This is a genomic window from Frateuria sp., from assembly GCF_035695185.1.
GTDB lineage: Bacteria > Pseudomonadota > Gammaproteobacteria > Xanthomonadales > Rhodanobacteraceae > Frateuria_A.
Genome location: NZ_DASSES010000106.1, coordinates 1 through 11,960 on the forward strand (window position 1 = coordinate 1; position 11,960 = coordinate 11,960).

Consider the following 11,960-nt stretch of genomic DNA (forward strand, 5'->3'; position numbering starts at 1 on the left):
ACCAGGAAGATGGCAAGGAACCAGCCTTGGTCGTGCGCCAGGCGCTTGAACTGGCGCGCAACTGCTTCGGTCTGCGGCAACGACTTACGGGTCGCAAGCAAGGTGGCGCCCACCACCGCGTAGGCGATCGTAGCCAGTACCAGGGGACCACCGAGCGCCGCGCCCACACCGATCGCCTTCTGGCTGGCGTCGGCGCCGAAAACCACGGCGATGAAGGTAACCACGCTCTCGGGCAACGCAGTGCCGAAGGCGGCAAGGATGGAGCCCGTGGCCTGCTGGCCGACGGCGAGCTTGCGCCCCACCCATTCCACGCCATTGACGAAGTATTCGCAGGCGAGATAGATCACGACAGCCGAGCCCAAGAGGAAGGCCAGCGTTAGCAACAAGCTTTGCATCGAGGAACCTTGGGCCGGGCGAAAAAGCCAATGGCGCCTGCGCTCTCGCCCGACCGGGACGAACGCAGGTACCAATGGTCTTGCCAAGTCGCTTATGACCGGTTGCGCCATGGCCATGGGGCCAAGTGTGTTGACGCGACCCCTTCTGGATACGAAGGCGGCTACTCCCCAAGGGAGCGGCGAGGGTAAAGGTGCCGTCTGGTCGCGTCAAACGACCGCATGCGATTGTGTAACGGCGTGAGCGCCGCTTAGCATCAAGGGATGCCTCCGCACGCCACGCCACTGCTGACCCGACTGCGCCGCCACCGCGGCCTGTGGGTGTTGGCCGTGTTCGTGCTGCTGGTCAAGTTTGCTACGGGTACCGTGTGCCTGGCCGATGGTCCGGGCACCTCTCGTGCGGCAGACTCCACGGCAATAGCCCCTCTCGACACCTCACCTGACCTCGCCATCGACGCACCCTCGGCAAGCGACGATGGCACCTGTTGGCTGGGCGAAGGCAGTCGTTGCCATTGCGCCTGCGCCCACTCGATGACCTTGCCCTCCAGTGCGGCAACACCTGCCCTCGCGCAGGAGCCCCAGCTCCCTGTACCCGCCCTTTCGTCCGGATGGGTGCCAGCCGTCACCGGCTCGCTGTTGCGCCCTCCAATCGCCTGAAATCGCTCCCGTCCTGAGGTAGCCGCCTTGCGGCTGCCTCGCCCGTGAACGTTTTTTCAGGAGATGGCTGTATGGCTGTTTTGCGTCTGGTGCCCGTGGGTGCCGCGTGTTTGTTGTCCGCGCTGGCGTTGCACGCCGCGCCGCGACCCGATCAATCCCTTTCCCCTTCGTCCACTACCGCGGTAGCGATAACCGCGCCCGGCGCGTTACAGGTGGCGATACGCCGCGTCTGGGACGCCAGTCCCCAAGTGCAAGCCGCGCGTGCCGAGCTCGATGCCGCCCGGGCGCGAGCGCAGGCGGCCGCGCAGCCGCTGTACAACCCCTCGCTCGATCTGGCCGCCGAGAACGCCGACGTGGATCGGCGTACCGCCGGCGTCAGCCTGGCGTTGGATCTTTCCGGCAAGCGCCGGGCCCGTGCGAGCCAGGGCGCGGCGGAGCTGCACGCCAGCGAGGCGGGCTATGCGCTCCTGCGGCGCGACATCGCGACACGCTGGCTGACCGCCTGGTCGACCGCTTCGCTGGCGGAGCGCCAAGCGGAACTCGGACGCCAACGGCTCGCGCTGATGCAGCGCTTCGACACGCTGGCCGCCCAGCGGCTCAAGGTCGGTGACATCAGCAGCCCGGAGCGGGACCTGGCCGGCCTCGCCCTCGGCGAGGCCCAGGTCCAGCAGGCGACGCTGGAGGGCAACGAGGCCGCCGCGCGTGCGGCGCTGCTGGCGATCAGCGGCCAAGCCAGCGGTAGCGCGGACTTGCCGCCGCTGCCCAAGGCCCTCCCGCCGGACGCCGCGAGCATCGCGCCACGTCCGCTCGACGAGTTGCCGCAACTCACCCAGGCACGGGCCGAACTCGCAAGCGCCGAGGCCGGTGTCAAGGTCGCGCGGCGCGCCCGCATTCCCGATCCCACACTGAGCCTCACCGGTGGCCAGGTCCGCAGCGGCCCGCGTACCGATCAAGTGATTGGCCTGGCCGTGTCCATCCCCTTGCCCGTGCTCAATACGGGCCGGGCCGAGGTGCTGGCAGCCAACGCCGAAGCCGATGCCGCGAGCGCCAACGTGCGGGCACAGGAGCAGACGGCGCGTGCTGCGCTGCAGGAGGCGCAGGCACGCTACAGCGCCTTGCGCTCTGCTGCCGGGGCGTTCCGCCACGGTCGCGCAGCCGCCTTCGAGGACCGCACCACGCTGCTGGAAAAGCTCTGGCGCGCCGGCGAGATCAGCACCTCCGACTACCTCGTGCAGCTCAAGCAGAGCCTGGACACCGCACTGTCCGGCCAGGAGCTGGAAAGCCAGGCCTGGCAGGCCTGGTTCGATTACCTCACCGCTGCCGGCCGCCTCGCCGACTGGATCGATGGCCGCCCACAGGATGCTTCCCGATGAAAAAGACGAACATGCAACGACACCTTCTTGGCTGGGCCTTGTTGGCCGCGCTGGCCGCGCCGGCCCTGGCCCAGGAGCCGGCGCCCGCCGATCCGCTGGCGCTGGATGCCAAAGCCCTACAGGAGGCGGGCATCGTGCTCGCCAAAGCCGCGCCGCGCACGTTGACCGACGAGCTGAAGGCGCCCGGCGAGGTGAAGGCGGACGCCTATTCCACGGTGCTGGTCTCGCCGCGGGTGGAATCGCAGGTACTGGCCCGCAAGGCCAAGCTCGGCGACGTGGTGAAGGCCGGCGATCCGCTGGTCGTGCTCTCCAGCGTCGAAGTGGCGGAAACCCAAGGCGCGCTGATCGTGGCCGCGCAGGATTGGCAGCGCATCGCCGCGCTGGGTCCGCAGGCCGTCTCGGCCCGCCGCTACAACGAAGCCAAGGTTGCGCGTGACCAGGCCCGCGGCAAGCTGCGCGCCTACGGCCTGTCGGAAGGACAGATCACCGCGCTGCTGCGCAAAGGCTCGGCGGCCGCCGACGGCAGCTTCGAGCTGCTGGCGCCGGCTGCTGGCCGTGTCACCACCGATGACTTTCTGGTCGGCGAACGCGTCGAACCCGGCCGCACGCTGTTCACCCTGGTCAAGGAAGATTCGGTGTGGGTCGAGGCGCAGCTTGCGCCCGCCGACGCCGAGCGGATCGAGGCCGGCGGCCAGGCCCGCGTGATCGCACACGACACCTCCCTTTCCGGCACCGTGGTGCAGCGCTCGCACCAGACCAACGAACGCACCCGCACGGTGCCCGTGCGTATCGAGGTCGACAACCGCAAGGACCTGCTGCACCCGGGCGAGCTGGTCGAGGCGCGCCTGGCCGTCGGCGGCAGTTCCCACGCGCTGGCGGTACCCGCCGAAGCGATCGTCCTGCTGCAGAACCAGCCCACCGTGTTCCTGGCCAAGGGGAAAGGTCAGTTCGAGCCGGCACCGGTGGTCACCGGCGATACCCGTGACGGCTGGACCGTCATCACCCAGGGCCTCAAGCCCGGCGACACCTACGTGCGCAAGGGCGCCTTCGCCCTGAAGGCGCGGTTGTTGCGCTCGCAACTGGGAGAGGAATGATGCTCGAACGCCTCGTCGAACTCTCCCTGCGCTACAAGGTGCTCGTGCTGATCGCCTTCGCAGTGATCGGCTTCCTCGGCTTCCAGGCCGTGCGCCAGCTTCCCATCGATGCCTTCCCGGACGTCACGCCGGTGCAGGTCAACGTCTACACCGAAGCCTCTGGCCTGGCGGCCGAGGATGTGGAGCAGCTGCTCACGACGCCGGTCGAGTCGGCCCTCGCCGGCCTGCCGAAGGTGCAGCAGATCCGCTCGGTCAGCCTGTTCGGCCTGTCCTATGTGTCGGTCTACTTCGATGACGACATGGACATCTACTTCGCCCGCCAGCTCGTCAACGAACGGCTGCAACAGGTGGGCGACCGCCTGCCGGCCGGCTACGGCAAGCCGGAGATGGGTCCGAACACATCGGGCCTGGGCCAGGTGTTCTGGTACACCGTCGAACGCGCCGACGCCAAGCTCAAGGATGCCGCCAAGGCACCCAACGACATGGACCTGCGCACGCTGCAGGACTGGACCATCCGCCTGATCCTGCGCACCGCGCCGGGCGTGGACGATGTCACCTCCTGGGGCGGTCAAGAGAAGCAGTACCAGGTGCGCATCGATCCGATGAAGCTGATCGCCCACGGGCTGGGCTTCAAGGACGTGATCGAGGCCTTGCAGGCGAACAACGCGCAAGTGGGCGGCAACTTCATCGACGTCGGCCGCGAGCAGTACCTCGTGCGTGGTCTGGGTCTAGTGCAGGACGCCAAGGACATCGGCAGCATCGTGCTCAAGAGCGAGGACGGCACACCTGTCTACGTGCGCGACGTCGCCGACATCGTCGAAGCCGGCGCACCGCGCACCGGGGCGGTCACCCGCGACGGCAAGGAAGTGGTGATGGGCCAGGCGCTGGCACGCATCGGCGAGAACGCCAAGAGCGTAGTCGATGCGGTCAAGGCCAAGCTCGACACGGTCAAGCAGGCGTTGCCGCCGGGCGTGGTGGTCAAGCCGGTGTACGAACGCACCGAGCTGGTCAACGCGGCGGTGGAAACCGCGGTGCGGGCGCTGATCGAAGGCTCGATCCTGGTCGCGATCATCCTCTTCCTGTTCCTGGGCGAGTTCCGCAGCGCACTGGTCGTGGTGGTGGCCTTGCCGCTCGCCATGCTGATCGCCTTCATCTGCATGAACCAAGTCGGCCTTTCGGCCAACCTGATGTCGCTGGCTGGCCTGGCGATCGGCATCGGCATGATGGTGGACGGCGCGGTGGTCATGGTGGAGAACGCCTTCCGCATCATGGCCGAGCGCAAGGCGCACGGATTGCCGGTGGACCGCACGGCTGCCGTGCTGGCGGCCGCCCGTGAGGTCGCCAACCCGGTGGCGTTCGCCATCCTCATCATCATCGTGGTGTTCCTGCCGCTGTTCAGCCTGCAGGGGCTCGAAGGCAAGATGTTCAAGCCGATGGCCTTCAACATCAGCTTCGCCATGGGCGGCTCCCTGCTGCTCGCGCTGACGCTGATCCCGGTGCTCGCCGCGCTGGTGCTCAAGCCCAAGGAGGAGAAGGACACACGCCTGGTGGCCTTCCTCAAGCGCCACTACGCCACGGTGCTGGCCTGGTCACTGGCCCGCCGCAAGATCGTGCTCGCCATCGCCGGTGCGGCGCTGGTTGGCAGCCTGGCGCTGTTCCCCTTCCTGGGCAAGGAGTTCATGCCCAACCTCAAGGAGGGCGCGATCATGTGGCGCATCACCTCCATTCCCTCGGCCTCGCTGGACGAATCGATCGACATCTCCAAGCAGGTCGCCACGCTGATCAAGCAGAAGTTTCCCGAAGTGGAAACCACGCTGGCGATGATCGGCCGCGCCGAGAAGGGTGAGACGGCGGACGTCAACTACATGGAGGTGTACACGCCGCTCAAGCCCAAGGACCAGTGGCGCGATGGGCAGACGCTGGAAAGCATCGAGGAGGACATGCAGAAGGAGTTGACCGCCGCGCTGCCCACCGCGGTGGTGAGCTACACGCAGCCGATCCAGATGCGCATCGAGGAGCTGATCTCCGGCGTGCGCGCCACCCTGGCGTTGAAGCTCTACGGCGACGATCTGGGTGAGCTCGACCGGCTAAGCGGCCGGATCAAGGACGTGCTGGCCGGTGTTCCCGGCGTGGCGGACCTCGCACTGGAAGCGAACATCGGCAAGCCGCAGATCCGTATCCAGGTCGACCGCGATGCGCTGGCGCGATACGGGCTCAACGCCGACGACGTGCTCACCGTGGTCAAGAACGGCATCGGCGGCGAACCGGTCTCCACCCTGCTCGACGGCGTCCGGCGCTTCGACATCACCGTGCGGCTGGACAAGGACGACAAGGCCTCGTTGCAGGCGATCGAGCGCATTCCGCTGCGCACGTCCAACGGCGCCATCGTGCGCCTGGCGCAGGTCGCCAAGGTCAGCGATGCGGAAGGCTACTCGTTCATCCGCCGCGAGCAGTTGCAGCGCTACGCGGTGATCCAGATGGACGTGCGCGGCCGCGACATCGACGGCTTCGTCAAGGACGCCAACGCGAAGATCGCCCAGCAGGTGAAGCTGCCGACCGGCTACTACGTCGAATGGGGCGGCGCGTTCGAGAACCAGCAACGCGCACTGAAGCGGCTGTCGCTGATCGTGCCGGCGACGATCTTCTTCATCTTCGTGCTGCTCTACACCGCCTTCAACTCGGTCAAGTACGCGGGACTGATCCTTGCCAACGTGCCGTTCGCCACCATCGGCGGCATCGTCGGCCTGGCGATCACCGGGCAATACCTGTCGGTGCCCTCGGCGATCGGCTTCATCGCGGTGTTCGGTGTGGCGATGTTGAACGGCATCGTGCTGGTGAGCTTCTTGAACGAGCAGCGTGAGAAGGGCCTGCCCGTACGCGAGGCCGTGATCCGCGGAACCGCCTTGCGCATGCGTCCGGTGATGATGACCGCCAGTGTGGCGATCCTCGGCCTGGTGCCGATGCTGCTCTCCAGCGGCGTCGGCGCCGAGACCCAGCGCCCGCTCGCCACCGTGGTGGTCGGCGGCCTGATCACCTCCACCTTGCTCACCCTCGTGCTGCTGCCGGTGCTCTACGACTGGATCGAAGAGCGTGCCGCGCGACGCCTGGCCCAACAGGAGACCCAACCGTGAAAGAAGTCAAAGCGTTCATTCACCGCGGGCGCATCGCCGACATCGTCCATGCGTTGGAACAGGCGGGCTTTCGCCACCTGTCCATCATCGACGTCAAGGGGTTGCTGCGAGCACTGAGCGATCGAGAGCAGAACTACTCCATCGAGATCGGCGACCGCGTCACCAACGAGGTCAAGCTCGAAGTGTTCTGCGAGGACGAGCAAGCCGAACGCGCCGTCGGGCTCATCCGGCTGCACGGACGCACCGGCCAGACCGTGGCCGGCTGGGTGTACCAGAGCACCGTCGATCACGCCTGGCCGATCGACGGGCGCACGGACTGATGCAAGGGCGGCGCGGCGCGCCGCCTCTTCGTGCGTGATGACATAACACCGCGGCGGCCGCGTAAGGTGGCCTCCGCCTCCGGAGAACCCCATGAGCGATACGTCCCCACACAGCCACGACCACGGCCATCATCACGACCACAGCCATGGCGTCGCCAAGGATGCGGACAAGCGCTACCTGGTCATTGCGCTGTTGCTGTTGCTGGGCTTCATGGCCACCGAGGTGGTCGTGGGCATCCTCGCCAAGTCGCTGGCGCTGATCTCCGATGCCGGCCACATGCTCACCGACGTCGGCTCCATCGCCCTGGCGCTGGTCGCCATGCGTCTGGCCGCGCGTCCAGCCACCGGCAGCTATACCTACGGGCTCAAGCGGGTGGAAATCTTGAGCGCCCAGGCCAACGGTCTGACGCTGCTCCTGCTCTCGGTGTGGTTTGTCGTCGAGGCCGTGCGTCGGTTGATCCATCCGCCGCAGGTGGAAGGCGTGCTGGTCACGGTCATCGCCGTAGTCGGTATTGGCGTGAACCTGCTCGCCGTGTGGACGATGAGCAAAGCCAACCGCCAGAGCCTCAATGTGGAAGGCAGTTTCCAGCACATCCTCACCGATCTCTACGCCTTCATCGCCACCGCCATCGCCGGCGCCATTATCTGGTGGACCGGTTGGGACCGCGTCGATGCACTGGCCGCACTGGTCGTTGCCGGACTCATGCTCAAGGCAGGCATCGGTCTGGTGCGCGACTCTGGCCGCATCTTCCTGGAAGCGGCGCCGCGCGGGCTCGACCCGGAAGCCATCGCCAACGCGATCTGTGAGGAGCCGGACGTGGTACGGCTGGATGACCTGCACGTGTGGGAGGTCACCTCCGGCATGCCCGCGCTATCGGGGCATCTCGTCGTCCACGAGGATATCGATTGCCACGAGGTGCGCGGGCGGGTCGAAGCGATGCTGCACGACCGCTTCAAGATCCTGCACACGACGCTTCAGACCGATCACGGGCATCGTTCCTCGCTCGATCCAAAGAGTTGTGCGTTCGAGTCGAAAGGGACCGCCTAGTCCACTTGAGCGCGGAGCTGCTCGGCAGGGGCAGGCAAGCGGTTGCGCACGACCCCGCAACTCGCCACCACCAAGACAGCCATGGCAAGGGCGCCCACCATGTCGCCCGGATAATGCACGCCCAGATAGATGCGTGCCCACGCCATCGGCAGGCCGAGCAGCGCCACCACGACACCCCACCACCGGGTACGGCCGTCCCATAGAAGCAGGCCGGCGATGGTCCACTGCAGGGTCAGGTGATCGCTGGGAAAACTGCCGGTCGCGGCATGGCTCATCCACGCGTGCCCGATGCCCGCCACGAAGGGACGCGGCCGATCCCAGACCAGGGCCACCAGCGCGTTCACCACCAGGGCGACACCCGCCACGGCCATGACGCGACACGCGAGCCAGCGCAAGGAACGGCGTGGAGTGACCAGCATCCAACCCAGCAGGCCCGCCGTCATCAGCAGCGGCCCGTCTGCCAAGCCGCGCGCCCACAGCCGCATCGTCGTCGACGGCGCCATCGTGGGATGAATCGCATGAAACCACCTCAGATCCCACCGATACATTTCGGCGGCGAGGGCTTGAATGAGATGAGGCGTCATGGCCGCATCGAAGAAGTCGGTGCGCTGGCGCGCGCCTCACGGGCCTCACGGAGAATGCCGAGCGCTTCCTTGAGAATGTAGAGCGCGATCGCCGCCCCAATGATCAGATCAGGCGCGGGATGGCCTAACCACAGCACCAGACCACCGGAGAGAATTACCGCCAGGTTCGCCACTACGTCGACCCGCGTGAACAACCACGTGGCACGCAGGTGGACTTCGCCACGGCTAAAACGCCGAAGCAGTCGTAGGACCGTGCTGTTGACCAGGAAGGCGACGAACGCCACGACTATCATCCAGACGCCCTCGGGATGGCTGCCCATTAGCAGACGCCACACCGCGCCGCCCAGGGTGCCTATTCCCAGAAGCAGGAGTACCGCTCCGCTCAACGCCGCCGCCTGAGCCTTGAAGAAGGCGCTACGCTGCCACGCCGCCAGCGCAATGTACGCGCAGGCATCGGCGAACATGTCCAGCGAATCGGCAATCAGGCCATCGATTGCGCAAGCCACCCGGCGAGGGCTCCGATGACGAACATGCTTGCGTTCAACGCCAGCGCAAGGCGCAGAATGCGTCGCTCGGCTTCGTTGCTCGCTTCCGCGTGGCAACCGCATTCAGCCATGGTCGGTCATCTGTCGTTCGTTTCCGCGACGGGAACCCGGTTTCCAGTCGACGCCTCTCGCCCTCGCATGACATTGACCAGAAAACCCGCGGCCAACAGCAGGATGACAAGGGCCTGCGCTGCAAGCGGTTGCCAACTGGAATAGATGCCCAGCAGTTCGATGTGTGGCACCGGCGCGATGCTGACCGGCACCCAGCCCGCTTCCTGCAACGCGGCCATGCCCTTGCCCGCCAACACCACGGCGAGGACGGCGATCAGGGCCGAGCTGGCCGAGAAGAACGTGCCGATCGGCAGGCGCCGGCTGGTACGCATAAGCACCCAGGCGATGAGGATCAGCACCAGCGCACCAGCGGCGATGCCGCTGAGCAACCATACCTCCTGTCCTTCGCTCCACAGGGCCGCGTAGAACAGGATGGTCTCAAAGACCTCGCGATACACCGAGATGAACGCCAGGCCGAACAGGAACCAGGCCGAACGCTGGTTGAGCGCCATCGTCATCTTCTCCTTCAAATACGCCTGCCAACGTCCGCCGATGCTTTTTTGGTGCATCCACAGGCCGACACTCAGCAACACAGCCGCGGCGAAGAGTGAGGAAAGACCCTCGGTCAGCTCGCGTCCGGCCCCGCTGATGGAAATTGCATAGCTGGCGATCGCCCAGGTAATGCCGCCGGCCACCAGCGCGAGCACCCAGCCGGCGTGCACGTAACGCACGGCGTGTGGCCGCTCAGCCTTGCGCAGAAACGCCAGCAAGGCGACGACGACCAGCAACGCCTCCAAGCCTTCGCGCACCAGGATCGTGAAGGCCCCCAGGAAGGTGGCGATGGGATCGTCGCTGCCCTCAGCAGTAACGGTCTGCGCCTGAGCCAGCAAGGCGTCCACCTCGCCGGCCTGCTTAACCACGGTGCCCAAGGGCGCGCCGCTGGACAGCGTGGTGCGGAACGCACCCATCGCGGTCTCCAATTGGGCGCGCAACGCACTGTCGCGGGCATCGAGCTGCGGCTCCACGGGCTCGACGCCGTCGAGGTAGGCGGAAAGCGCCAGTTGGGCCGCTTCCGCTTTTGCGCCCGACCGGTAAGCCGCCACGCTCGCGGCCACCCGCCCGCGGGCCAGCGGCAACCCCGTCAACGCGTGCTGCACGGCATCGGGATGCGCACGCAGGTAGCCGAGAATGGCACGCGCCGGCGCCATGCCTAGCACCGGTGCCAGTTGTGCCACACGGGCCTGCGACAGATCTTTCAGATCCGAAATCTGGGCGCGGGCGGCAGGGTCATGCTGCCAAGCCTCGGCACCCGCGCGAGCTTCCTTGGTGTAGGCAAGCGAACCCACGTAATAAGCCAACGCCCAGCGGTCGCTCGACGATAGCCGCGTGGCGTAGCTAGCCATCGGCGTGCCTTGGACGCCTTGGCTGATCACCTCGTAGAGCGACAATGCACTACGCTGGTCCGCACGGGTCTGATCGGTGAAGTTCACTGGGCGCGGGTCCAGTTGCAAGCCCGCAGGGCCATCCCCACGCCCCGTCGCGCCATGGCATACGGCGCATTGGCTCTGGTACAGCGTGGCGCCACGGGCCAGGTCCGGGGCATGCTCGGGTGCGGTGGGTACCGGATACGCCTTCAGCAAGGCGTCGGCCAAAGCATGCGCCTCCTGCGACACCTGGGCCGGCGGCGCCTTGGCCTCGATCGACGCGATCAAACCGTTCGCCTGGGCTACGAGTGCGGGTGTCGCGGCCGTGGGCGGCAGCGACTGGATGCGCTGGCGTGCCGTTGCGGTGAACTCGCGCATCTCGGCGTATTCCGAGGTGCTCAGGACCGCTCCGTTCTTGACCGCACCGGCGTAGTCGGTAGCCAGGTAGTCGAGCATTTGCCACGTCTGGGGTACGGTCGAAGCGGTGTCCTGGGCGAGGACTGGCGTGAGGGCGCCGCCGGCCAGCACGGCCAGGACCAGGCCGCCTCGTAAGATACTGCGAATGCGAGTCGTTATCATTCCTGCAGTATAGCCGCCGGAGGTGGCCTTCGCTTAGGGCTCACGCGATAGTGCGCCGGTTCGGGGACGGAACTGCGGCCACGCGGTACCCAGCACCTCGATACCAGTGCGCAGAAAAAGCACGGCCAAGCCTGCACCAAAGGCCAAATCCAGCCACCGCCAACCGCTCCAGGCGATAAGTACCGTGGTGAGCAGCACGCCGACATTGCCGATCACGTCGTTGCGGGAGCACAGCCACACCGATCGCATGTTGATGTCGTCGCCCCGGAAGCGCGTGAGCAGTGCCAGGCAGGTAATGTTGGCGATCAGCGCCAGCCCGGCGGCCGCCGCCATCACCGCCGGCAAGGGTTCGGAGCCCGCGATTAGTTTGTGCAGTACTTCGGCAAGCACGGCGCCGGCGAAGCCGAGTTGGATGCCGCCCTTGACCAGAGCTGCTCCGGCACGGGCGCGCAGTGACCGCCCCAGCACCACCAAGCTCAGCCCGTACACCAAGGCGTCCCCCAAGCTGTCCAGCGAGTCGCCTTGCAGGGCCGTTGAGTCGGCCCAAACGCCCGCGCCAAACTCAGCCACAAAGATGGCGACGTTGATCGCCAGCACGACCCACAGCACACGGCGCTGTGCCCTGGACTGGACCAGGGCTTGGCTGGTCGATTCGCACTCACAGCAAGCCATCGCCGGCCCTCGATCAAGACGGTTCCACTAGACTAAGGTCCGTAGCGGCTACAGGGTCAAGCCATGCGCATCGGTGAGTTGGCGAAGAAA

At 66.6% G+C, this 11,960-nt stretch carries 9 protein-coding genes, 1 pseudogene and 1 riboswitch; of the genes and pseudogenes, 5 read left to right on the forward strand and 5 right to left on the reverse strand.

The window, feature by feature from the left end; translation table 11 throughout:
• Positions 1–395: pseudogene (locus VFH59_RS08605) on the reverse strand (sodium:calcium antiporter); the annotation flags it as partial.
• A 1-nt stretch (position 396) separates the two neighbouring features.
• A riboswitch (yybP-ykoY riboswitch) is annotated at positions 397–572 on the reverse strand.
• A gap of 695 nt (positions 573–1,267) precedes the next feature.
• Between VFH59_RS08605 and VFH59_RS08610 the strand changes: the two are divergent.
• The 5 genes from VFH59_RS08610 to VFH59_RS08630 all read left to right on the forward strand — a co-directional run bounded on the left by VFH59_RS08610 (position 1,268) and on the right by VFH59_RS08630 (position 8,015).
• Positions 1,268–2,422 (forward strand): TolC family protein, encoded by a 1,155-nt coding sequence (locus VFH59_RS08610; RefSeq protein ID WP_325164484.1) that lies wholly within the window; start codon positions 1,268–1,270, stop codon positions 2,420–2,422.
• Positions 2,419–3,516, forward strand: a complete 1,098-nt coding sequence (locus VFH59_RS08615) for an efflux RND transporter periplasmic adaptor subunit (protein WP_325164477.1) — start codon at positions 2,419–2,421, stop codon at positions 3,514–3,516. Before VFH59_RS08610 ends, VFH59_RS08615 begins: the two co-directional genes overlap by 4 nt.
• Complete coding sequence (locus VFH59_RS08620) at positions 3,516–6,647, forward strand: efflux RND transporter permease subunit (RefSeq protein WP_267171824.1); 3,132 nt, start codon at positions 3,516–3,518, stop codon at positions 6,645–6,647. The genes VFH59_RS08615 and VFH59_RS08620 overlap by 1 nt, the downstream gene beginning before the upstream one ends.
• Entirely contained in the window at positions 6,644–6,967 is a 324-nt protein-coding gene (locus VFH59_RS08625) for a P-II family nitrogen regulator (RefSeq protein ID WP_325164478.1), read from the forward strand. Before VFH59_RS08620 ends, VFH59_RS08625 begins: the two co-directional genes overlap by 4 nt.
• Before the next feature lie 91 nt (positions 6,968–7,058).
• Positions 7,059–8,015, forward strand: a complete 957-nt coding sequence (locus tag VFH59_RS08630) for a cation diffusion facilitator family transporter (protein WP_325164479.1) — start codon at positions 7,059–7,061, stop codon at positions 8,013–8,015.
• Here VFH59_RS08630 and VFH59_RS08635 read toward each other — a convergent pair.
• From VFH59_RS08635 to VFH59_RS08650, 4 genes are all read right to left on the reverse strand, one after another.
• Positions 8,012–8,599, reverse strand: a complete 588-nt coding sequence (locus VFH59_RS08635) for an undecaprenyl-diphosphatase (protein ID WP_325164480.1) — start codon at positions 8,597–8,599, stop codon at positions 8,012–8,014. The genes VFH59_RS08630 and VFH59_RS08635 overlap by 4 nt on opposite strands.
• Positions 8,596–9,063 carry a cation transporter gene (locus VFH59_RS08640; RefSeq protein ID WP_325164481.1) on the reverse strand — a complete coding sequence of 156 codons (468 nt, stop codon included), beginning with the start codon at positions 9,061–9,063 and terminating at the stop codon, positions 8,596–8,598. Before VFH59_RS08640 ends, VFH59_RS08635 begins: the two co-directional genes overlap by 4 nt.
• A gap of 158 nt (positions 9,064–9,221) precedes the next feature.
• Positions 9,222–11,075, reverse strand: coding sequence for a cytochrome c/FTR1 family iron permease (locus VFH59_RS08645; protein ID WP_325164482.1), 1,854 nt, complete (start codon positions 11,073–11,075; stop codon positions 9,222–9,224).
• 156 nt (positions 11,076–11,231) lie between these two features.
• Complete coding sequence (locus VFH59_RS08650; RefSeq protein WP_325164483.1) at positions 11,232–11,807, reverse strand: cation transporter; 576 nt, start codon at positions 11,805–11,807, stop codon at positions 11,232–11,234.
• Between the last annotated feature and the right edge of the window lie 153 nt (positions 11,808–11,960).

What these genes read in the sequence shown, in the direction of transcription:
- VFH59_RS08640 (WP_325164481.1), bottom strand. Translation starts at nt 9,063, where the DNA reads ATGTTCGCCGATGCCTGCGCGTACATTGCGCTGGCGGCGTGGCAGCGT.
- VFH59_RS08635 (WP_325164480.1), bottom strand. Translation starts at nt 8,599, where the DNA reads ATGACGCCTCATCTCATTCAAGCCCTCGCCGCCGAAATGTATCGGTGG.
- VFH59_RS08620 (WP_267171824.1), top strand. Translation starts at nt 3,516, where the DNA reads ATGCTCGAACGCCTCGTCGAACTCTCCCTGCGCTACAAGGTGCTCGTG.
- VFH59_RS08630 (WP_325164479.1), top strand. Translation starts at nt 7,059, where the DNA reads ATGAGCGATACGTCCCCACACAGCCACGACCACGGCCATCATCACGAC.
- VFH59_RS08645 (WP_325164482.1), bottom strand. Translation starts at nt 11,075, where the DNA reads ATGCTCGACTACCTGGCTACCGACTACGCCGGTGCGGTCAAGAACGGA.
- VFH59_RS08615 (WP_325164477.1), top strand. Translation starts at nt 2,419, where the DNA reads ATGAAAAAGACGAACATGCAACGACACCTTCTTGGCTGGGCCTTGTTG.